The sequence below is a fragment of the Paenibacillus bovis genome, assembly GCF_001421015.2.
GTDB classification, from domain to species: Bacteria; Bacillota; Bacilli; order Paenibacillales; family Paenibacillaceae; genus Saccharibacillus; species Saccharibacillus bovis.
Genome location: NZ_CP013023.1, coordinates 2919631 through 2942619, shown reverse-complemented (window position 1 = coordinate 2942619; position 22989 = coordinate 2919631). Strand labels below are relative to the sequence as shown.

At 46.8% G+C, this 22989-nt stretch carries 21 protein-coding genes; 8 read left to right on the top strand and 13 right to left on the bottom strand.

Going from position 1 to position 22989, the window contains the following annotated elements:
- Window positions 1–93 precede the first annotated feature (93 nt).
- Window positions 94–1587 (top strand): glycoside hydrolase family 30 protein, encoded by a 1494-nt coding sequence (locus tag AR543_RS12655; RefSeq protein WP_060534866.1) that lies wholly within the window; start codon window positions 94–96, stop codon window positions 1585–1587.
- 173 nt (window positions 1588–1760) lie between these two features.
- Here the strand turns inward: AR543_RS12655 and AR543_RS12650 are convergent, their stop codons facing one another.
- The gene (locus AR543_RS12650; RefSeq protein ID WP_060534865.1) at window positions 1761–2414 is read right to left on the bottom strand and encodes a DUF3298 and DUF4163 domain-containing protein; all 654 of its coding nucleotides are present in this window, start codon (window positions 2412–2414) and stop codon (window positions 1761–1763) included.
- A gap of 316 nt (window positions 2415–2730) precedes the next feature.
- On the opposite strand from AR543_RS12650, the gene AR543_RS12645 reads away from it, so the two are divergent.
- Window positions 2731–3447, top strand: coding sequence for a GntR family transcriptional regulator (locus AR543_RS12645; RefSeq protein ID WP_060534864.1), 717 nt, complete (start codon window positions 2731–2733; stop codon window positions 3445–3447).
- Window positions 3448–3629: 182 nt separating this feature from the next.
- On the opposite strand, the gene AR543_RS12640 is transcribed toward AR543_RS12645, so the two are convergent.
- Both AR543_RS12640 and AR543_RS12635 read right to left on the bottom strand, forming a co-directional pair.
- On the bottom strand, window positions 3630–4394 hold the full coding sequence (locus AR543_RS12640) for a GolD/DthD family dehydrogenase (protein ID WP_060534863.1): 765 nt from the start codon (window positions 4392–4394) through the stop codon (window positions 3630–3632).
- A complete protein-coding gene (locus AR543_RS12635; protein WP_227871744.1) occupies window positions 4384–6042 on the bottom strand; it encodes a xylulokinase in 1659 nt (552 codons plus the stop codon). Before AR543_RS12635 ends, AR543_RS12640 begins: the two co-directional genes overlap by 11 nt.
- A gap of 266 nt (window positions 6043–6308) precedes the next feature.
- Between AR543_RS12635 and deoC the strand changes: the two genes are divergently transcribed.
- A complete protein-coding gene (gene deoC, locus AR543_RS12630) occupies window positions 6309–7064 on the top strand; it encodes a deoxyribose-phosphate aldolase (protein WP_060534862.1) in 756 nt (251 codons plus the stop codon).
- Window positions 7065–7396: 332 nt separating this feature from the next.
- Here the strand turns inward: deoC and AR543_RS12625 are convergent, their stop codons facing one another.
- The 5 genes from AR543_RS12625 to AR543_RS12605 form a co-directional block, all read right to left on the bottom strand.
- Window positions 7397–8482 carry a hypothetical protein gene (locus AR543_RS12625; protein WP_060534861.1) on the bottom strand — a complete coding sequence of 362 codons (1086 nt, stop codon included), beginning with the start codon at window positions 8480–8482 and terminating at the stop codon, window positions 7397–7399.
- 1 nt (window position 8483) lies between these two features.
- The gene (locus AR543_RS12620; protein ID WP_227871743.1) at window positions 8484–9014 is read right to left on the bottom strand and encodes an NUDIX hydrolase; all 531 of its coding nucleotides are present in this window, start codon (window positions 9012–9014) and stop codon (window positions 8484–8486) included.
- A gap of 89 nt (window positions 9015–9103) precedes the next feature.
- Window positions 9104–9577: an NUDIX domain-containing protein gene (locus AR543_RS12615; protein WP_060534860.1), complete on the bottom strand. Its 474-nt coding sequence runs from the start codon at window positions 9575–9577 to the stop codon at window positions 9104–9106.
- Window positions 9578–9723: 146 nt separating this feature from the next.
- Window positions 9724–10569, bottom strand: coding sequence for a PPK2 family polyphosphate kinase (locus AR543_RS12610; protein ID WP_060534859.1), 846 nt, complete (start codon window positions 10567–10569; stop codon window positions 9724–9726).
- A gap of 146 nt (window positions 10570–10715) precedes the next feature.
- Window positions 10716–11582 carry a CHAD domain-containing protein gene (locus tag AR543_RS12605; protein WP_060534858.1) on the bottom strand — a complete coding sequence of 289 codons (867 nt, stop codon included), beginning with the start codon at window positions 11580–11582 and terminating at the stop codon, window positions 10716–10718.
- A gap of 195 nt (window positions 11583–11777) precedes the next feature.
- On the opposite strand from AR543_RS12605, the gene AR543_RS12600 reads away from it, so the two are divergent.
- The 3 genes from AR543_RS12600 to AR543_RS12590 all read left to right on the top strand — a co-directional run bounded on the left by AR543_RS12600 (window position 11778) and on the right by AR543_RS12590 (window position 14144).
- Window positions 11778–12089 (top strand): ArsR/SmtB family transcription factor, encoded by a 312-nt coding sequence (locus AR543_RS12600; RefSeq protein ID WP_060536762.1) that lies wholly within the window; start codon window positions 11778–11780, stop codon window positions 12087–12089.
- A 149-nt stretch (window positions 12090–12238) separates the two neighbouring features.
- On the top strand, window positions 12239–13402 hold the full coding sequence (locus AR543_RS12595; RefSeq protein WP_060534857.1) for an MFS transporter: 1164 nt from the start codon (window positions 12239–12241) through the stop codon (window positions 13400–13402).
- A 319-nt stretch (window positions 13403–13721) separates the two neighbouring features.
- The gene (locus AR543_RS12590; RefSeq protein WP_060534856.1) at window positions 13722–14144 is read left to right on the top strand and encodes a hypothetical protein; all 423 of its coding nucleotides are present in this window, start codon (window positions 13722–13724) and stop codon (window positions 14142–14144) included.
- A gap of 218 nt (window positions 14145–14362) precedes the next feature.
- Here AR543_RS12590 and AR543_RS12585 read toward each other — a convergent pair whose 3' ends face one another.
- On the bottom strand, window positions 14363–16084 hold the full coding sequence (locus AR543_RS12585) for a carboxylesterase family protein (RefSeq protein WP_060534855.1): 1722 nt from the start codon (window positions 16082–16084) through the stop codon (window positions 14363–14365).
- 333 nt (window positions 16085–16417) lie between these two features.
- Window positions 16418–16687: a 30S ribosomal protein S14 gene (gene rpsN / locus AR543_RS12580; protein ID WP_060534854.1), complete on the bottom strand. Its 270-nt coding sequence runs from the start codon at window positions 16685–16687 to the stop codon at window positions 16418–16420.
- A gap of 231 nt (window positions 16688–16918) precedes the next feature.
- Between rpsN and AR543_RS12575 the strand changes: the two genes are divergently transcribed.
- Both AR543_RS12575 and AR543_RS12570 read left to right on the top strand, forming a co-directional pair.
- Window positions 16919–18232: an MFS transporter gene (locus tag AR543_RS12575; RefSeq protein WP_060534853.1), complete on the top strand. Its 1314-nt coding sequence runs from the start codon at window positions 16919–16921 to the stop codon at window positions 18230–18232.
- Between the two features lie 440 nt (window positions 18233–18672).
- Window positions 18673–19689 (top strand): LCP family protein, encoded by a 1017-nt coding sequence (locus AR543_RS12570; protein WP_418304196.1) that lies wholly within the window; start codon window positions 18673–18675, stop codon window positions 19687–19689.
- A 126-nt stretch (window positions 19690–19815) separates the two neighbouring features.
- On the opposite strand, the gene AR543_RS12565 is transcribed toward AR543_RS12570, so the two are convergent.
- From AR543_RS12565 to AR543_RS12555, 3 genes are read right to left on the bottom strand one after another with little or no spacing between them, the layout of a single operon-like run.
- Window positions 19816–20547, bottom strand: a complete 732-nt coding sequence (locus tag AR543_RS12565) for a LutC/YkgG family protein (RefSeq protein ID WP_060534852.1) — start codon at window positions 20545–20547, stop codon at window positions 19816–19818.
- Window positions 20540–22063 (bottom strand): LutB/LldF family L-lactate oxidation iron-sulfur protein, encoded by a 1524-nt coding sequence (locus tag AR543_RS12560; protein ID WP_060534851.1) that lies wholly within the window; start codon window positions 22061–22063, stop codon window positions 20540–20542. The genes AR543_RS12565 and AR543_RS12560 overlap by 8 nt, the downstream gene beginning before the upstream one ends.
- Entirely contained in the window at window positions 22002–22787 is a 786-nt protein-coding gene (locus tag AR543_RS12555; RefSeq protein ID WP_060534850.1) for a (Fe-S)-binding protein, read from the bottom strand. Before AR543_RS12555 ends, AR543_RS12560 begins: the two co-directional genes overlap by 62 nt.
- Window positions 22788–22989: the final 202 nt, after the last annotated feature.

The window sequence follows — 22989 nt, the reverse complement described above, 5'->3', positions numbered from 1 at the left end:
TCTGTTATAAGGCATTGTAAAACACCTCTCGTATTGATACTTTATTCCCTGTTATTGATAACGCTTACAGAAATGAAGGAGAGGTGTTGTATTATGTCCATGTTCAAAAAAGGCATCCAGTTTGCCCTGCTAAGCTCTCTTGTAATGACTCCGCTCGTCTCCCTTGCCCCTTCCGCTTATGCTGCCAACGAAAAAACCCAAGTATGGCTTACCACAGCCGATCCCAGTAGCGAACCCGCTGTAGGTCTGCGTACGGATACCAGGCTAACCCGGCAAAATGACCGTGCCTTCGGTGCCACTGGTGATAATGCCGATTATACCTTTACTGTCAACGAAGGCAAAACCTATCAGCAGATGGATGGATTTGGCGTATCGATGACCGATTCTGCCGCCTGGCTGCTCAATTACAAATTAAGCAGTAGCAAGCGCAATGAAGTGATGGATCATCTGTTTGGCACATCCGGTATTCATATGAGCATGCTGCGCCAACCGATGGGTGCGAGCGATTTTGCCTGGAGTACGTATACGTATGACGATACTGCTGGCGATATGGCATTGAACCAGTTCAGTATTTCCAGAGACCAACCTTATATCATCCCCATGATCAAGTCGGCGCTGTCCAAAAATCCGAATATCAAATTTATCGCTTCCCCCTGGAGTGCTCCAGCCTGGATGAAGTACACCACCAATGACAAAAACGGTACCGGCAAATTGAAAGCAGAAAATTACCCGGTATATGCCAATTATTTCATCAAATTTATACAGGCTTATCAGGCTCAGGGTATTCCGATCTATGCGGTAACTCCGCAAAATGAACCACTGTTCGAGCCAGGCCGCTATCCGGGTATGCTCATGAACGAACAGGATCAGATCGGTATGATCGGCGACTATCTGGGACCTGCTCTGAAAAATGCGGGCCTGAACACCAAAATCATTGCCTACGATCACAACTATGATAATTGGAATTTCCCGAATACCGTGATCCAGGCACTCAAAAATAACGGCAAGTCCCAATATGTCGCCGGTAGTGCTTTCCACCATTATGGTGGTGACTTTACAGCTATGACTAATATGCATAATGCCCATCCGGACAAAGATATCTGGTTTACCGAAGGCGGATTTGGTACTTGGAATGATCCGGTCAACGGAACGACTCAGGGATTCGATAATATGATCAATGAGTTTATCGGGATGACCCGCAACTGGTCCAAATCTATCATTCTCTGGAATGCAGCTCTGGATCAAAAAGATGGACCGAGCGTGATCGGAGACAATAATACCAACAAAGGTATGGTGACGGTGCAGAATTCCGATAATAGCTCCAGCAATCCGGAAGACAAAGTAACTTACACCAAGCAATACTATCTGCTCGGACATTTCAGTAAATTTGTAAGCTCCGGTGCTTACCGAATCGACTCCAACACATTCGCCGATATGCAAAGCGTCGCTTTCAAAAATCCGGACGGTTCCAAAGTTATCGTACTGTATAACTCCCAAAATACTGCGAAAACAGCCAAAATCCAGTGGAATGGACAAGCATTGAATTACACAGTTCCCGGCAAATCGGTAGTCAGCCTTAAATGGTAACAATTAAGAGTACACAACGTCTATTTGTAAGAAACATCTAGTGTGCAGTACCCATATAGTCTCAAACTCATTGTAAAATATAAATTGGCTCTATTTCCAAGCTCAACCGCTTAATTCAAACGGTCATGCTGGAAATAGAGCCATTTTCACAAAAAAATTTAGTTTGGTTTTTATTATGAATCTATTCCTTTATTTATTTCATCGAAGGGAACTTTAACAATAACTACTCCTTCAGAAAAAGCAGCTACTTCGTACGGATTAAATAATATGGCTATACCATTTTGATAAAAATAAAATGGAGTACTAGAATTTAATGAAAAATTATAAATATTATCTTCGAATATGCCTGCTCCTGCATCGTATCTCGCTTGCAACTGGTTAGAAATCGCATTTTTAAGATTTATACGTTGTGCCTGCGTTCGAATATAATCCATTAATACAAAGGGCTTTCCAGTTTGCAGATCATAATTATAAACAGTAGCGCCATATAATTCATGGGCTCCTCCTGAATACATAGTTTCAGTATACATTACAGAAATTTTCTTATTGTCATTATATTTGGTATTTGCTTTTAATCTGTAATAGTAACTTTTATTTTCTCTTTTTAACTCGCTATTAGAAATAGCTGCATTAACTGCTCTTCTTTTAAGTGACTTGTTGAGCTTATTAGTGACAGTCTGATCTGCTCCACTTAATTGAACATATTCTTGTCCTTTATAAGTAAGAATCTTTGTAGTAACTGAAGATGCAGCCTCTACTTTTTGAAGATCAGCCGACAGACCAATAAATAGCAGAACAATAATTATGCAAATCCATTTCTTTTTCATATTCTCCCCCTAATTAATATCACATCTAAATAAGGGAAATTATATATTTTTATTATTGAAATATACAAGGAATATTATGGTAACAATATACTCGTCAAGACAGTATATTGTTAAAATAAATACATCATTTGTTTTATAATCTATATATCTCTTTTTATCGCTTTTATTTTCTGACTATTTTTCAGCAAACATAATGATCTTTGGTTGAAGCCTTATCTTTTTTATGGCATGATCACTTATAGACAAAGATGGTTGCTGCCTTGTACTCCTGGCTGCCGTCTTATCACCATGCCAGCACAATCAGAGGAGTTTACTTATGAATGATATTCCGGCTTATCGCACAGTATATACTCAACTCAAACAAGATATCAAAGAAGGACGTTATGCACCCGGCACGCTTTTGCCTACCGAATCGGAATTGGAGCAGCGCTTCTCGGTCAGCCGAACAACGATCCGCAAAGCTATTGAACTGCTCGGCAGTGAAGGGTTCCTGAAAAAGACACAGGGAAAAGGTACCGAGATTCTCGATACCTCTACGACCCAGCGGCTGAATCATCTGACCTCTATTACCGAGACATTAACTTCCAAAGGCTACACTGTAACAACACGCGGAATGTCGATCGAATTGATCACGCCACCAGAGCATGTCGCCGATGCGCTTAAGCTGTCACCCGGCAGCAAGGTCTATCTGGTTCAGCGGGTTCAATATGCTGATGATCGGCCGATTGCACTCATGAACAATTACCTGCGCGCCAATTATGTGCCTGGTCTGGAACAGCATGTAAACCGGTTTAACAGTCTCTATACATTCCTCGAACAGACGTATCATATTATTCTGCTGCATGCATGGGAGCGCTTATCAGCTGTAGCAGCTGATTTTACCGAATCCCAGATTCTTCAGGTTCCGCTGGGATCTCCTCTGCTATGCAGCAAACGGATCAGCCATGTAGAGCAGGGGCCATTTGAATACAGTATAATCAAGCTGGTCGCCGACAAATACGAGTACAGCGTCTATCTGGAAGGCCGGGTCTAAACCAGTCTCGGCTGATCCTTATTTATACGAACTCTATCATCCGTCTCTAGGAAATCGATACAGATTGGTATGGAGTTTATACCGGATCTGGATGACATACACACTTCTTTTACCGCCGGTTATGCCTGCTCTGTATCCAGCATGCTTTTTACTCCTCCAGCTTTATTCCCTATTCACTGCTATCAATGAATCGTATATCCTCCATCCACTACCAGATTCGCTCCGGTAATCATATTCGCGGAGCCGCTGGCCAGGAACAATGCAGCTGCAGCAATCTCCCCTGGCTCGGCAAAGCGTCCGACTGGTGTATTGCGAATGGCTTCTTCCTTGATCTCGCCTTCCCAATAACCGGTAATCAGTGGTGTATAGGTAGCTGTCGGCGAGATCGCATTGACCTGAATATTATGTTTGCCCCATTCGTGAGCGAGTGATCGGGTAATAGAAATAACCGCTGCTTTGCTCGCGCTATAAGCTACATGCCGATCAATAGCTACTATCCCTGCCTGTGAAGCCAGACTGATAATTTTGCCGCCCTGCTGCGCTGCAATCATCTCCCTGCCCACCTGCTGGGACATGAAAAACATGCCATTCATATTGACTTCCATCGTCCGGTGCCAATCTGCTTCGGGATAATCTTCTGCCCATTCTACCGGTCCAATGCCTGCACTGTTCACCAGAATATCAATATGGCCAAGTTTCTCCTGAACCTGCGTTATTGCTTTTCGTACCGATTCACTGTCTGCCACATTCACTTCAAAAGCAGCGCTGTATTCTATTCCTTCTGCTGCTCGCTGTGCTTGTTCCAGGTGAAGATCCAGCAGTGCGACCGATGCTCCCTTTTCTGCAAATAGCTGCGCTGTTGCCAGACCAATTCCCGACGCTGCTCCTGTAATCACAGCGGTCTTTCCATCCAGCCGAAACGTTGTATCGTACAGATTACCATTCATATCCGCTCACTCCTTTGACTGATCCAATAGGGTATGATGCGCTGTCCGTCTTTTCGATCTTGCCAGCTTTGCCGGCTGTATTCATTTCCAGTGAGATAGAATGCTGATGCATATAATCACCCAGCTGCGCAGCAATCTGATTAACATGCCGGAATACCGGCATTAACTGACGATACTGCTCACGACAAACAGGATCTGGCACAAATGTATTTTCGACCGTATGAAGCGTATCGATCATACGGTAATCGTTCCACCAGCCTGCTGTCCGGGCAGCAATAGCAGCCGCACCCAGCGAAGCCGCGTCCTGATCGATATTGGTTTTGACTGTATCCATACCAAAAATATCGGCAAATATCTGCATCCACAGCGGACTTTGACTGCCGCCACCGCAGATCAGCATACGATTTTCTATCCTTGTATGCTGCTGCAGCTGATCCAGCGATATCCGCAAATTCATTGCAATTCCTTCCATGGCTGCCCGGATCATATCCGCTCGCGTTGTTCCCAGATGCAGTCCCACATAACCTCCACGAATATGCACACTGCGATCCTGGGAACTACCGCCTGCCAGACTGGGATTGAATATAATTCCGTTGGAACCAATCGGAACATCGGCCGCCCACTGATTCATCTGCTCATAGGCATCTGCCCGGTCTGCCAGCTCCATGCATAAGGTGTCTCTCACCCAGCGCAGCGAGCTGCCACCGGCAAAAATAGAATACGCACTCGTATACATGCCTTCGGCAATATGAGCGAATACATAGGGCCGCGTCTGTGCATCCAGCACCGGCTGACTGGAATTGACCGGAATCCAGCTGGATGATCCCAGTGACATGTACACCTGTCCTTCCTTTGCGCCTACTGCTCCGAGTGCCATACAGGCATTGTCCACTCCTCCGCAGGCGACAGGTGTTCCTTGCTGCAGTCCTGTATAGGCTGAGGCTTCCGCAGTTACCTGTCCAATTATCTGATGTGAAGGAACAATATCCGGAAACAGCTCACTGGATAACCCGGCTGCCTCCAGCATCTCCTCCATTAGCTGTCCCTTGTTCAGATCATAAGCCCCAATACCGGAAGCATAGGAATGATCTGTAGCCAGCTGGCCGGTAAGCCGATAATTGATATAGTCTTTGGAACCGAGCACCTTATCAATACGGGCAAACAGGTCGGGATGATGCCTGTTTAGCCACATTAATTTGAACAGTGGATAACAGCCTGCCGGAAACCCATTACCTGTCTTCATATACCATTCCCGCTCATCGATAAGGCGGAAAAAGTGCTCCGCTTCTTTGTCTGCGCGGCGGTCTGACCAGATCGGTACATATTCTTGCAAACATCCAGCCTGTCTGCTCACCGGCACACTCACCAGACTATGTCCTGACAGACTAATACAATCAATCGCTGATGCAGCAATCCTTGAGGACGCTAGCAGCTGTTTCGTAGTTTCCCGAATTCCTTTCCACCAGTCGTCTGGCCGCTGCTCATGCCAATCCGGCTGCGGATAAAATGTCTCGTATTCCACAAACGACCGTGCAATCGTCTGCAGTCTCTCGTTATACAGCGAAGCTTTGACTCCTCCGGTACCCAAATCGTAGGCAATAATATTCGGCATGATCGTCACCTTCCACAGATCATTTTTGGTTATCATCTGCTGTCTTCACCATAATTCGTAATCATTTATATTGTTTCGAATATATAAAGATAATTATCTTTTGTCAAGCGCTTTCATAATAATACAGCTAGTTATATTCTATGATTAAATTCTATTTATATTTCTATATGTATCAGACTTTCTGCAGAAATATAAAACATAGAAAATAAGTTATACTTACTTCTTGAATTTCATTGATTAGAGAGTTATAGTAAGTGACATCAATAAAAGGTAATTATCTTTGTGAGCGGGAGGTACATTTAATGAGACAATCCGAAATCGATTATGCCCATATCGGACGCATGCTGGATGTGAGTGCAGTACGTACAGATGTGACGGTAGATGAAGTGGACCAGCTGATTGATATCGTAAAACAATATCATTGTATATGCGCTAGTCCGATGCCTTATATGACGGAATATGTGATTAAGCAGCTGGCAAATGTGCCGGATACGGTAGTTACCGGTGTAGTGGGATTTCCTTCGGGTGCAGATACTACTTCTATGAAAATACACACGGCCAGGGAAATGCTGGATATTGGCTGTAAAGAGCTGGATATGGTTATTAATGTAGGAGCCCTAAAGTCCGGGAATGGCGAACTGGTCATACAGGATATTGCAGCCGTGGTCGAAGCCGCTGAACAGGTACCGGTCAAAGCGATTCTGGAGATTGCCTATCTAACCGATGACGAGATTCGCCGGGGTAGCGAATGGATTGTTCAGGCAGGTGCTGCTTTTGTAAAAACAGGAACCGGTTGGGGACCACGTCCGACAACAGTAGATACGATCCGGCTGATTAAATCTGTAATCGGTGATGCCGCTTTGATCAAAGCAGCCGGAGGGATTCGTGATCTGGATACCCTGCTGCTGATGAAGGAAGCAGGCTGCGATCGGTTCGGCATCGGTGTGCGATCGGCGCTGACTATTTTACAGGATGCCTATGATCGGGCGGGTATAACTGTTGACTCAGCGGTTCGAACAGGATTGTCTTCGGCAGCTAACCTCACTGACACATACTAAGACCGTAACTGCTAACTGCTAACTGCTAACTGCTAACTGCTAACTGCTAACTGCTAACTGCTAACTGCTAACTGCTAACTGCTAACTGCTAACTGCTAACCTAACTGCTAACTGCTAACTGCTAACTGCTAACTGCTAACTGCTAACTGCTAACTGCTAACTGCTAACTGCTAACTGCTAACTGCTAACTGCTAACTGCTAACTGCTAACTGCTAAAAGTGTACTTATCTTCTACCCTCTATTCAAATTCCGGCTCATGCGTCCATAGTTAAAAACCACCAGCTGCAATAAAGCTGGTGGCTGAATACACGAATGCATTTTATAACCAAATACTAAGCCAGATCCTGCAGCAGCATCCGGTACATTTGAGCAAGATCTTCGTCCTGGTCAGTTACCGTATCCAGTGCCTGCTGAATCAAAGGACGAATCGCCGAGCCGGCTGCCAGCAAAGCAGCATAAGCATGGAAATCGGTTTTGCCGTATTTGCTGATTACACTTTTGTCCGTATTCCAGCGATTCCGGCGAATCTGCTCTGTCCAATACTGAAACTGTTCCTCTACCGGTTGGACAGCATACTGCTGGAATAGTGCATCGAATTGTTCGTCACTCTCTTGTTCCTGTGGCATAGCCAGATACAATTGCTCCAGAGAAACCGTTTTGCGAATCAGTGTACTGAATGTCAGATAGTCGCCTCCTTCTCCATCCGGCGACTGTACATAAGCGATAAAGTCAGCGGTACGATCCAACTGTTCAAATACCGTTTCCGTGTGCAGACGTGCCATGACGTTCAGGGCGATCATGGTTAATCCACTATCATGGATCGACTGGTCCATAATCTGAATAGAATCGGCATCTGCCTGCATAATCTGTTCACGGACAGCCGCATCGAGTACCGGCAGAGAACCTTCTTCATCTTCTTCCCACAACCGCTCGTTGATTTCCCGATACAGATGGAGCGGTTTTTCCAGCGCTTCTCCAAAATCATCAATCATCTCCGGATAATCGCCGGTTGCATACTTGATCGATTGGCGAATCTGCTCTGCAGAACGGTTATACGATTCGTTATGGTTCTCCGCATACTTTTCCTGATAGTACTGATCATAATAAGCAGTAGTCTGTTCCAGATCATTGATGGTATTCAGATACATCAGATAGTTTCCGTTCACATTATCCGCTTCGATGATACATGTATAGACCTGCTGATTGGAATCGGATTGTGCAAAGGACCCAATGATCTCCTTACATGCCTGATACAGCAGATCCTCTACAGCCTGCATACTCCAATACGTACCCTGGATTCCTTCCAGATGATCCGTTGTAAATAAACCTTCCGGCGCAGACACATAATACTGTCCCTGCCCTTCCGGTTGACGTAGTCCTGCAAGCAAGCGTCCGATCTGTACTTGATATACACTCATATTAGATTTTCTCCATTTCTTTGGCAGTCTGTGCCCGTAATAGACGGCGATCCAGAATCCCCTGAATAATCAGCTGCTGCGACCGGGGCAATCCTTTGGGCCAATCCCCAGCCCGGCAGTACATAATATCTGTAATTTCGCTGCTGGCCACAAAGGTTCCTGCCCGCACTTCTCCACTAAAAATCAGATCCACACAATTGGGATCGCTGCGCTGAATCGCTTTTTCCAATCGATCAATATGTACTTCCAGTCCTGTCTCTTCCCGTATCTCGCGCTTTAGTCCATGTTCGGGCTGCTCCAGCTCCATCCACCCACCAGGGATTCCCCATGGCTCCTGCTCACGATACGAATGGCGCAGCAGCAGCACTTCGCCTTTTTCATTGGTAAATACGCCCAGCACCGCAACCAGAAAATGGTGCTGAGAACGACGAACCGCCCAATTTTTGAAGCGGTTCAGCGGCATATGACGGTACATCCATACGAGCCAGTCTCTTGGTATACGGTTAATCCATTTGGCAAATATTGATTTCACCTTCCCTGCTCTATCTATTGATATCAGCCTGTTCTACTATTCATTTGTCTGTACTGTTTGGCCATTTACTGTTCACTGCTGCCTGTGTGTCAGCTTCGCAAAATATCACCCTGGCGATCGTTACGCAGATCTTCTACCAATGGACGCTGCGCACGGTTGACCTGCTCCAGCTTCATCTCATCTATGCTGCAAAAGAGCAATGTAGTCGATTCACCATCGGGATCATTATATTTCAGTGTCACACCATCGTCCTCCAGCTTGCCTGCCAGGTCGGCCTGGATATCGAAAATAAACATGACAAATACCACATCATCTCCGCTGGGATAAGTATACTCAAGCCGTTCACCGGTATATACCGCATAGAGCTGGCTGGCGATGACTTCCAGCCCGGTCTCTTCCTTGACCTCCCGAATCATCGTCTCTTCAATCGCCTCCCCCGGTTTCATCCCGCCTCCCGGCAATCCCCAGTCATGGGAGTCACCACGCTTTTGCCATAGAATCCGGTTGTACTCGTCACGAATAATCGCTCCGCCGGTTACGATAATTTTTCTTTTACTGGCCATAATTAGCCTCCTCGCTGTATCTGCTTGCTGTACAGACCTACTGTACAGCGATTATCTTGTTTATGTAGAAGTGGTTGAGAAAATGATAAATGGCGATCCGCCGCTTTTGCGATATTGCAGGGATCGCCATTATATCTGATATTACCTTATTTCTTTTTGAGCTTTTCCAGTTCGGCGTACATATCCGGCAGATGCTCCTGAAGTTCGGGAATCGGGTCCGGGTAGGACAAATCCATCTCTTGCAGGGTACGTACGACAATCTGCAGGACAGCCAGATCACGATACCAGCGATTGTCTGCCGGAATAATATGCCATGGATGATCATCGGATGCACAGTGCTTGAATACATCTTCATAACATTTCTGGTAATCATCCCAATACTTGCGCTCCTGCAGATCACCTTTATCGAACTTCCAGTTCTTGTGCGGCTTTTCTACACGATCAATCAGCTTTTTGAGTTGGAATTCCTTGGAGATGTGCAGGAAAATTTTGACGACACGCACTCCATTTTCTTCCAGCATCTTTTCGAAATGGTTGATCTGCTTGAACCGCTGCTTGGCGGTAGGATCATCGATCTGTCCATGCACTCTCGTGATCAGCACATCTTCATAATAGGAGCGGTTAAAGGCACTGATATATCCATAACCAGCTACATGCTGATGCGCCCGCCACAGATAATCATGATTCCGCTCCTCTGTTGTCGGTGCCTTGAAGCTGTGAATATGAATCCCTGCCGGATTGGAAATAGAGAATACTTTGTTGATCACGCCATCTTTACCACTGCAATCCATTCCCTGAAAAACAAACAAGACCGACTTTTTGCCGCTTGCGAACAGCTTGGGCTGCAGCTTTTCGAATATTTCAGTCAGCTCGGCTTTTTCCGATTCGGTATCTTCTTTGGAGTGGTAATCTCCGGTGTAGCCTGGATCAATATCTTTTAGATCGATAGAATCGCCTTTGGCCAGAAACCAGTTTTTGGATGATTTGGACATCGTAATCGCTCCTTTTGTAGAAAGTACATTACTGCATCTACAGGTTAATACGTCATATTCTACATATTACCCAGTTCCTGTCTCTCTTTAGCAGCTATCACTTATTTGATAAAGCGATCCTTGTCAGATTCGTTATATCCACTATATTAAATAGCACGCTGCTGCTCCTGAATCGCAGCAATCATCTCGGCACGCAGCTTGTCCACAAAACGAGTGCGTACTTCTTCATCTACGCCCATTTCCTTGGCATCCAGTTCTTCCAGCGATTCGATCCATACATGGGTATCATTGATTGTACCCAGCTCTTTTTGGATCTTTTTGTACGTTTCTTCATGATCGCGGAATTTGGAGTTCAAAGCAAATTCTGCAGCCTCCGCTGTATAACGCAGCTCTTTGGCTGCGATCCGCACTTTGTGCAGGCTATCCAGTGTCTCGGCGGCTTCGATACCTTCCGCTTTGGCAGTCTGGCGGTATACCTGCTTTTTCTGATCGTAAGCGATCTCAAGTTCTCTCATCATCCGGTTCACATCGGCCTGGATAGCCAGAGTAGGCAGCTGGTTGTCCATAAAGTCTTTCCACTGCCGTTTGAGCTTTTTGCCCTGCAGCTTGGGCAATTTTTTGACCAGCTTTTTCCGGTAAAATTGCCGCTGTTCCTTGTGTTCTTCGATGGCCGCTTTGAGCAGATCGGCTTCGTCACCGTGACCTTCTTCCTTGGACTGCTTGCGCCGATCTTTGAAGGCATCGATCAGCACATCCGCATCACGTACTTTGCCAAGACGCTTCTGGGCTTTTTTGAATACCGGTAGCAGACCGGTCTGCTGTTCGGGGTCCAGAATGCGCATCAGGGTCATTAATTTGCGGCAATTGACCCGGGCCTGATGGATCGCTTCATCGTCATAATCCTTGACTGCCTGCTGTCCATGATCCTGGAATTTATCGTATAAATCATTTAGTACGCTTCTCCACTGCTCCGTTTTGTCTTTGCGATTGACTGTCGTCATACTTTGATTCACGCTGCATCACTCCTGTCTTGTTCATTCTTTATGGATTACCCCATATTCTGTGTTATGCAATCTCATGAATGAAATGAGTGGGATCCTTTTATTATAGTGGATAGGCACAGGTATTAGCTATTTCGGCTCTTGTCCAGTTGGCGAGCTGCTATCTATTTGTTTTACAAATCTATAAAAATAGATATAATGATGAATATGGAACCTGCACTTATTTACAAAGCTCTGGCAAATGACACCCGTCGGCAAATCATGGTATGGCTCAAACATCCCGAAGAATATTTTGATCCCAGTGCTTACGCACGTGAGGGAATCAGCCTGAAAACCGGTGTATGTGTAGCCGATATTCAGAAGAAATCCGGTCTGGCGCAATCTGTAATCTCCAGCTATCTGGCTTCGATGCAGCAAGCCCGGCTGCTTGAATCTGAACGAATCGGCAAATGGACATATTACCGTCGTAATGAACAGACGATTCAGGAGTTTTACAAATACATTCGTGATGAACTTTAAAAAAGGAGGTTTTCGACCTGATACATCTACATATCTAGATATGAATAAATTTTAACCGAATACATCTACTTATATAGATATGTATGTGTATTCAATTATAGTTATCGTTTTGTACGTAGAATAAATCTGAAAATGGAGTCGAGATACCGATGACTAAAACTAATTCTTTTTCTATTTTGTTGCTGGCGCTTGGGGTATTTGGCATTATCACTACCGAAATGGGGATTGTAGGTGTGCTTCCTCAAATCACCGAGAAGTTCCAGATCTCTACCGCACAGGCTGGAGGGCTTGTTAGTATATTTGCGCTGGTCGTTGCTATTTCAGGGCCTTTTCTTACCCTGCTTGCTTCAGGCCTGAACCGCAAAAAGGTTCTGCTTTTTACTGTATTGATGTTTGCTCTGTCCAATCTGGTTTATGCCTATACCGAACATTTTGAAATGATGCTTGTTTTCCGAATTTTGCCGGCTCTTTTTCATCCTGTTTTTTTCTCTATTGCCCTTGTAACTGCAGCACAGCTGGTTCTGCCCGAAAAGAGTACACGTGCTGTAACACAGGTATTTGCCGGTATTACTGCAGGTTTTGCTTTTGGCGTGCCTCTAACCTCTTATCTGGCTGCCAAACTATCCCTTGAAGCGGCTTTTGGGTTTGCTGCACTGGTTAGCTTGATTGCGCTGGTAGGGATGCTGATTGGACTGCCTTCCCTTCCCGTGAGTCAAAAGATCTCTTACGGCGCACAATTACGCATTTTGCGAAGTGCCCGGTTATGGCTGAATATCCTGGCTGTTGTCTTTATTTTCGCAGCAATGTTCTCGGTATATAGCTATTTTTCCGAATATCTGACACAGGTTACTCATATGAGCCATGTATGGATCAGTGTAATGCTGATGGTGTTCGGAGTGGTTATGATCGCAGGTAATTTTGGATTCGGCGAGCTTTTGCAAAGAAACAGATTACGAACGGTGCTTGTCTTTCCTGTATTGCTGATTCTGATCTTTTTGCTAATACATAATTGGGGATACGATTGGAAAATGATGATTATACTCATTCTGGTCTGGGGCATTATTCATTCCGGTGGATTGGTCGTCAGCCAGACCTGGCTTATGATGGAATCAGGCGACGCGCCTGAGCTGGGGAATAGTCTGTTTGTATCCTTTTCCAATCTTGGTATTACTGTGGGTACGGCAATCAGTGGTCTGTTTATTACTCATCTGGGGATGGATCATCTATTCTGGTGTGGCATTCTATTTGCGCTGGCCGCTTTTATTTTAATTATAATTAGAGTACTGGGGATTCAGCAGAATAGACGCAGATAAGTGATCTGATAAATCTATTCAGGATTGAATAGCACTGTAGATTATCAAATGGCTGCCAACCGTGACTAGCTGATGCTCCTTTTTCGTACATTGCTGCGCATTTATATAGTGATATATATATCCGTTCGCTACTATCTTTCACTCGTTCATCCAAATTATGAACTGCATATATACATTTTTTGGTGTATAATATTACTAAATGGGTGTCTACTTTTGAAACCGATAGCTGTTCTGTATTATGATAGAGGATGGATTCTCAATTTCCAGGGATAGAGCGACTATTATAAATGATTTGCAGCATCAAGCGAAAGGAGTCATCATGAAAGCGTATATTTTGCTAATTATCACTCTTCTGGCTGGCTCTTCAGGTATTCCGTCCGCGTATGCGGAGCCTGTGATCGAAGCCGACGTACCTACTCCGGCAGAAGCCCAGGAGCAGACAGGTTCCTCTTCTTCATGGGAATATCCGATTGTTCACTTCCGTGATAATACGTACCGTATTATTATGCAGCAGCCTGTCAGCAGCGCCAAGGTTGGGCCGCGGTTGGGCCGGGTACAACGGAATATCAGCAGTTTTGACGAAGTGGAAGAAGGTAATACACTAATTGATACGAGCTATCAAAACGGCGACAGCAATGTGCTGAAAGTAGAAGCCCCGATCTACAAGATGCGCAAGCACAGCTCACGGGAGTGTATTGTCGTCAGCCATATGAACAAATACTACAAAGCCTACAAAAAATAAAATAAAGCCGCTGTATCTCCGGTGTTAGCTACCCGGAGATACAGCGGCTTTTTACGTTTGTCCTATAATAATTTACTGTACTTTTATTGGTCGATTGCAATTATTGGTGTTCTGATTGTCATTGCGTTCTTCGAGCACATCATTATAGAAGCCAGACATGAACCGTAGCCACGCATAAACGGCTGCTATGGATCTCTATCTTCTGGTGAATGATCAAATCAGTACTGCGGCTGAATGAAAAAGCGTCCTTTCAGTACTTTGTCCCATACGGTTGCAGAAGCTTCTGCTGTCAGCGAGGAACGGATCTGCTTTTGCAGCACATTATAATCCGGTGTACCTTTGATCAAGCGCAACTGTGCTTTGGTATTGCTAGCATCAAACCAGAACAGCTGACCGGATTGCTGCCAGGTTGGCCATTTCATCTGTTCCCTACTATTGGTAGTGCCATTATGAAGGAAACTCTTGATATAAGCGCGATATTGATGCATTAACTGGATACGTCCAGCTTCATTATCTGATTTGTAAAATTGATTCGGGAACATCGCGGCAAAGCTGCTGCCGGCAAAGTTACCACTCAGGAAATCCAAATCAACTCCATGTGTGGCAGCTACATATTTGGCTGGTGCCTTCAGATCATTCACACTGTTGCCCCAGGCAAAACGGTAGGCATAAATAGGGCGTGCGCTCTTATCCTGACTGTATTTGTCCGCCACCTGGTCGGCATTAAAAGATGAATACAGCCGGCTGCCATAAGCGGTCGCCTGCCAGAACTGCTTTTCGGTAGCCTTATCCCATGTATTCTTGGTAAAGCTGTTCATAAACACAGGATCATAAGCTGCAAATCCATTAAATTCATTCTCCATACTGCCGATCAGCATCGGTACACGATTATAGCTGCCTTTGCCGATCACATCGAATCCTTCTGCCGGCAGCACTTTGCCGTCTGCGAACAAATGCGGGAATTCGGACATACGGATCATGACACTGCCAACGGCCTGAACGAGCAGCTTGCCATCCAGAGCGCGCAGTGTCTGCTGAAGTTCTCTGGAATCGGTCTGCTGTAAATACTGCAAGCCTTCCTTTTCGGTAGATACTTTGCCAGCAGATACGAGTACAGCGGCCAGTTTGCGATTGGAATACGCTTGGCCTTGTGCCGGGGTCGAAGTGGTCATTCCTCCACTCAGCGGCATAACTTTGGCAAACAATCCTTTGGCAAGCGGCGAGATCGTCAGTACCAGCACATCACGGGCGCCTGCTGATTGACCGGCCAGTGTTACATTGTCCGCATCGCCGCCAAAGCTGTGAATATTCTGCTGCACCCATTGAAGAGCCTGAATCTGATCCAGCAGGGCAAAGTTACCCGAGTCTTCAGCAGCACGACCGGTATGAATTGCCGGATTATTCATCCATCCCAGCAGACCCAACCGGTAATTGACTGTCACAACAACCGAGTTGGTGCTTGTTGCCAGCGACTTGGCTTCCAGTGAAGCTCCGCTGCCTGTAACATTGCCTCCACCATGCAGGAAGACCAGTACAGGCAGATTGTCTGTCTGCTGATGAGGACGATATATATTCAGATACAGGCAGTCTTCGCTGCCAGTTACCTGACCATTAGCGAGCTGGAGACACACTGGTGGCAGCCGGTTCGCATCATGGGATTGTTCCGGCGAAGCTGCTAGCGGTTGTGGCGCGCGCCATCGTAATTCATCCACCGGCGCCTGAGCATAAGGAATACCAAGCCATGACAGTACATTACCATTACCCGACTGGATTCCGTTATACCATCCTTGTAGCGTATGCTGCTTCGTACTGGACGAATAGGAATACATATCCGAATCACCTCCTGTACTACGGGATGACGTAGCTGCCCCTGCTGTTCCTGTCATACTAAACAGCAGTATGAGTACGACGATACCTGTAAACCAGCTGCTTTTCTTCATTATAAACCTTCCTCCTGTCACTGCGATAATCGTAAAAGTTATACGGTTATAGACTGTATGCGAAAAACATTTCCTGTTGCAGGAAGTCATTTTGCCCATAAAAAAACCTGATCCAGCAGTAAACGGTGCAACGCTGCACGTTCACTGCCGAATCAGGTTTCGCCTGCATAACCAGTAACAACCCTTCTTCTAATAGCCAGTATAGCATTTTATAGAGCGCTTACAATAGTTAAAAAGTACCGATCACTCACTTCCCAAACCCAGTTAGGGAAAGTTATTCTTTCCCTAACTGTATGAGTATATAAGTTTTGGATAAGCACTATTTGTGGCTATTTACCAGCTGGATTTGGTTACGCCCGGGATTTGTCCTTTATGGGCCAGCTCGCGGAACATGATCCGTGACATTTTGAATTTGCTCAAGTATCCTCTCGGGCGACCGGTAATCTGACAGCGGCTGTGCAGACGTGTCGGCGATGAATCTCGCGGCAGTTTGCTTAGTGCTTCATAATTTCCTGCTTCTTTGAGCTGACGACGTTTCTCTGCATATTTGGCTACCAGCGCTTCACGCTGCTGCTGGCGAATCACTTTGGACTTTTTGGCCATATTGTACACTTCCTTTTGTTTAATCGTAATTATTACTATTTAGCAGTATAACGTATTTTTCATCTGCTGACAACTGTACACAGCAACGCAGCTTACAATAAATTCACATATCCGTTTTCCATACCTGGGACGTTTTGTAAATCATCCTGTAGACGGAGGAAGTTAGACTTTTCTCTCCTTATGATACATATATACATATTTTATTTCATTTGAGGAAAGGGAGGATGTTTTGTGGCAACCAATCTATCTCCCGGCAATGATCCGACGGTAGCTTCACTGCTGCGCAACCGGGCTTACCGGACACTTATTACCGCACAATTAATTTCCAATCTGGGCGATTGGCTGCATCTGCTTGCTCTGCTGACACTGGTCGGTATCAAATGGCAGGCTACCCCCATGCAGATTACCTGGGTTACCCTGTGCGCTGTTGTGCCAATGCTGCTCGGCGGGCCTTTTGCCGGAGCACTTGCGGATCGGCTGAATCGTAAATGGCTGATGATTATCTCGGATGTACTGCGCGCAGTACTTGTATTCGGTCTTATTTTCGCCGATCAGCTGTGGCAGGTGTATATCATTCTCGTACTCAAAGGGTTATTCGATGTACTGTTCTCGCCGGCCAAAAGTGGCAAGATCAAGGAAGTCGTACCGCAGGAGCATCTACAGCAGGCAGTCTCGATCAGTTCCTTTATTGAACAGGGCAGCAAAATCGCCGGTCCCGCTCTCGGAGGACTGCTGCTTGCCGCCGTTGGGATTCACTGGTGTTTTGTGATCGATGCGTTTACGTTCTTGTTGTCGGGAATTATCCTGCTGGCACTTCCTGGTCACGCTCTGTTCGATACAGTGGATGAAGAAGATGCGGCAAAAACGCAGGAACGCCAGCGCTCGTTTCTCTCGGATACAGCAGCCGGCCTTCGCTATCTGGTTCGCATCCCTGTTATCGCCTACGGAACATTGCTGCTCTGTCTGGTGCTGCTTGTTCTTCAGTTGGCCGATTCACAGACTATTATCCTGCTGCGACAGATTCCGGATATTAACGAAGATCTGCTGGGCTGGTGTATTACAGCGAGCGGTATAGGAACACTGCTGGCTGCCCTGCTATGTGCAAAGATCAAAACCTCCCATCTGCTGCAGATGAGTCTGGGTGCTGCATTAATGGGCATTGTGTTTGGACTGGTTGGGCCGTTTGCCGGTATGCTGCATGCCGGATGGCATACGACGTTTATACTGACAGCTTCCTTCCTGCTGGCAGGAGTAGGAGCCGGATTTACCTTTATTCCATTCCAGGTTATGCTACAGGAACAGACCCCTGTACATATGACCGGTCGTGTATTCGGTACGGTAAACAGCCTGACTTCTGCCAGTTCAGTAGCCGGGCCCCTGCTCGGTGGTATTCTCGTCACTGCTTCCGGCGTTATACCGGCATTTGTGCTGACCGGTGCTTCACTCGTCGTTATGAGTCTGGCTATTTTATGTATCAAAAAGTGGATTGATATCAGACAGTCCAAGCAGTCTATACCGGCTGCTATCCATCAGCCGCTCAAATAATCAACATCCCGAATCACATATGCTCCAGCAGCCGCTTCTTCGTAACCGAAAGAAGCGGCTGTTCGCATTTTATGTCTTTTTTCGATGGATGCCGTCCTATCCAGTACAACATGGTGCAAGGAGATATTGGGTTGGTTCTCATCAGACTTTGCCAGATTCCTGTTCGATTCTCATCGATTGTTGCTTGATTATTGCTTATTGGTTGTGTTCTGCTGTTTATTCCAGCATAGTTCATTTTCATTATGTAATCAAAACCATATATTGACCAACTTAAAGAAAATATTAATCTCATTTACCATTCGTATATTAAGATAATATGCTTATAAATTGACAAATTGATTTTAAATAATTATGATTTATAAGGCCTGTATTGCATGCAAATGCTCTACGAAGCGCAGGCAATAACGGTGATTGAATCACTATACAGGATGAACAAACATGTGATTATTTATTATCAGGGAGTTGATCAATTGTTATACAATCTGCTTCGACAATGGAAATGGATACTGCTGCTGCTGTTGCTCACCGGCGGTGGTATTGTTGGCTACTATACATATTCTGTCGTTCAATTTGCGAGTACGATTTCGGTAGAACCTGTTGATCCGGCTGGCGCAGACGCCCAGGAGACGACTTTCCAACTGCCTGAATGGGATGGCCAAGATCCTGTTCATATTCTGCTGCTCGGTACCGATTCGCGGGATGAAGGCAGCAATGGACGCTCGGATTCCATGATGGTCGCCACGGTTGATCCGGTCAGTAAAAAAGCCTATCTAATGTCTATTATGCGGGATACCTATGTCAATATTCCGGGACATGGCCGCAGCCGGATTAATGCTGCCTATTCCTACGGAGGTGCTCCACTCGCTATGGAGACGGTAAGCCAGCTGCTCGGTGTTCCGGTAAACAGCTATGTCAAAATCGACTTTGAAGGCTTCAAAGCATTGGTCGATCAAGTGGACGGCGTCGATATGGATGTGGAGAAAGATATGCATTATACCGATGGCGGCGATGGCCACCGCTATGATATTGATCTCAAAAAAGGTTATCAGACCCTGGACGGTACGCATGCCCTGCAATACGTAAGATTCCGGCATGATGCCACCTCGGACTTTACCCGGACCGAGCGTCAGCGCAAATTCCTCACTGCTCTGGCTGCCAAAATGCAAAGCTCTGCCTCTATCGTCAATTTGCCAGGCATTCTCAAGGCTACTGCTCCATATATCCAGACCAATATGTCCCCTTCTACCATGCTCAAACTGGCCGGACTCGGTATGGATGTCAATGTGGGCAATATCGAGAAACTGCAAATTCCGCCTACCCCGCTGCTAAAAGAAGAAACGATCCACGGCGCAGCAGTACTCGGCGTAGATGAAACCCAGCTGCGCAGGTATATCCAGGACAAGCTGTCAAACAATAATGAAGACGAAAATAATGATCAGGATACAGCTGAACAATAGATGACTGGATGATAAGCGACTGGATGACAAGCTAAATAAATAAAAGCGCTACCCTGCGGAATTTCGATTCGCAGAGCAGCGCTTTTATTGTTACCAGAGCATAATTAAGATCCTACCGGATATTCCCTATCCAACCAACAGTGTATAAATAATACCGGGGCCATGCACACCTATAGTCAGATCATTCTCAATATCCGATGAACGACTGGGACCGGAGATAAAATGCATACCGGCAGGCAGATTCTCGCGTCCGATCTCATCCATCGGAATCAGCAGTTCACCGAGTCGGGTATATAGACGATCCACCGGCAGAATCACGATACATACGGTAGGCAGCAGACTGACCGACCTTCCCTGGTGCGGAGCCGACGTAACCATCACTGTACCGGTATAGGCAGCTGCTCCATCTGCCATCACAACACCGATATCCGCCTCGGCTGCACGGGCTGTCCAGACTTCCTCCACATCACTGTTCCAGCTGGAAATCTGTACATCGGGCAGACGCTCTTCCAAGCGCAGCTGCGCTAGTTCCGGCTGCTGCTGACGAACCAGATAACGGGCATTCATCTGCACTGCATGATCGGCAATAAATTGTGCCGCTTCTTCCATTGTCTGCAGACGAACCACATGACCGCCCACTTCCCGGAAATGGGTGGTGAATTTATCAATCCGCTGCGGTTCCTCCCACTGGAATTCACTCCAAAACGCCGGTGTTCCGCGGTACGGATGATCCGGTGCTTCCGTCATACGCGGACGACCAAGCCGATTCGAGATATTATCCATAAACGCCTGTTGGCTAATACGGGACTGCTCCTCCAGCTTATGCAGCCAATCAGGCGTAGATTGCGAATTATTCATGATGACCTCCCTGTATGCCGCTGGCACGGCGTTGGCGCAGAATTTGCTCCATCCGGTCTCTTGTTTCTGCATTCATCGGCGGAGCTGTCCGGCGTGTATCTTTTGATAGTTCCTGCCAGTTCTCGCGGAAAGAATGATCCGCCATCGATGGGGCGACCCGGTACGTATTCCAGCCTTTTAGCGGCCCTATTTTCAGCGTGATTCCTTTGTTATGCACGACCGGTTTCTGGGCGATACGTCCCATTTTGAGTGCCAGATTCAGCCGTTTGGAATTGGCCATCAGTACAGCAAAACCTTTCATGCCGAGTGTTTCCCAGCGATTACCGTGTCCCCGTTCTACTTTGCGGCGCCGCAGATAGACCAGCATATCATGCAGTGGAATCTTGACCGGACAGGCTTCCGAGCAGGCACCGCACAGACTGGATGCATTGGCGATATCGTCCCATTCTGCAACATTGCGGTTCAGAGCCGGCGTCAGCACCGCGCCGATCGGGCCACTGTACGTTCCACCGTACGAGTGACCGCCAATATGCCGGTAGACCGGACATACATTGAGACAGGCACCACAGCGGATACAGTTGAGCAGCTCTTGAAATTCAGGATCACCCAGCTGCTCCGAACGCCCATTATCCACGATAATAATATGCATTTCTTCCGGCCCATCGCCATCGCCAGTACGTTTCGGACCGGTGATACCGGACATATACATGGTCAGGCGCTGACCGGTCGCTGACCTTGGCAGCAGCGTCGCCATCACCTCCAGATCTTCCCAGGATGGGATGATGCGCTCCATCCCCATAAGGGTAATCTGTGTTTTCGGCAGCGTGGTCACCATCCGGGCATTGCCTTCATTTTCAAACAACACCATCGATCCGGTCTCTGCAATAGCAAAGTTACATCCGGTCATACCGATATCCGCTCCAAGAAATTTCTCGCGCAGCTTGCGCCGCACATAACCGGCCAGAATAGTCGTATCCGGCGGCAGCTCTTCTCCCGCATCCTCGGACAAGAGCTCAGCAATCTGATAGCGGTTTTTGTGAATAGCGGGAATCACGATATGCGAAGGGCCTTCACCAGCCAGCTGGATAATATATTCGCCCAGATCACTCTCGATCGTCTCGATTCCGGCGAGCTCGAGTGCTCGGTTAATATGCAGCTCTTCGGATACCATGGATTTGGATTTGACGACCGATTCAGCCTGCTTGTTCCGCGCGATGGTCATCACAATATCCGTTGCAGCCGCTGTATCGGGGGCAAAATGTACATGTACACCGTTACTGCGGGCATTTTCTACAAACAGATTCAGGTAATAATCCAGATGAGCGATCGTATGCAGACGGATCTGCCGGCCGCGCTCCCGCCACTCCTCCCAATTGCCATGTTCGGCAGAAGCAGCCTGCTTGCCACTGCGCAGCCGCTCGGTCGTGAACTTGACGGCATTGCGCAGAAAATCATTATTCAGCGCGACACCTGCTCTTTCTTTCACTGTGCCCTGCGTGGATTGTGCCGGATTCATGATACCCCCCCCCTTCATACAGCAGCTCTGCCAGATGCATCACCCGCACCTGCTCACCCCGGTGACGCAGATTACCGGCAATATTCATCAGGCAGGCCATATCCAGTCCGACGAGTACCTGTGCTTCCGTTTCCTTGATATGATCGACCTTCTCCGATACCATGGCACCCGAGATGTCCGACATTTTCACGGCAAATGTCCCGCCGAACCCGCAGCAGTCCTCGGCAAAAGGCAACGGCACCAGTTCCAGTCCCCGTACATGGGACAGCAGGGCGATCGGCTCTTCCTTGACGCCAAGCAGCCGACTGCCGTGACAGGACGGATGATAAGTGACTTTATATGGAAAATGCGCGCCAACATCGGTAATTCCCAGCACCTGCACGAGAAACTGGGTAAATTCATACGTTTTGGCTTCCAATTCGTGAGCCAGCTGCAGCCAGTAGGGATCATCTTTGAATAGCTCTGGATAATGATGCACCATATAGGTACAGGAACCGGATGGTGAGACGACAAAATCACTCGATTCAAACGCTTTCAAAATCGTTTTGGCAGCGGTTCGCGTCTCTTCCCAGTATCCACTATTATACGAAGGCTGTCCGCAGCAGGTCTGTACCGGCGGGAAATCCAGCTGTACACCATGTGCAGCCAGCAGACGAACCATGGCTTCTCCTACACGGGGGTAAATGGCATCGCTCAGACAGGTGATGAATAATGACACTTTCATGCTGCACCTCTTTTCGCTCCATAATACACAAAAGATGGCAGGTTGCAGGGAGCCCGGCTGCCATCTTTTCCTTTTGTGCTTCGGTCGTGATGCTGATACGGTACATTTATTCCGGTTGCGTGATACGTAATTAAAAACTTCGATCCAGGAACATCGGCTACGTAAAGGGTCAGAAGGCGTCCTCCGATTAGGTCTGGGGATC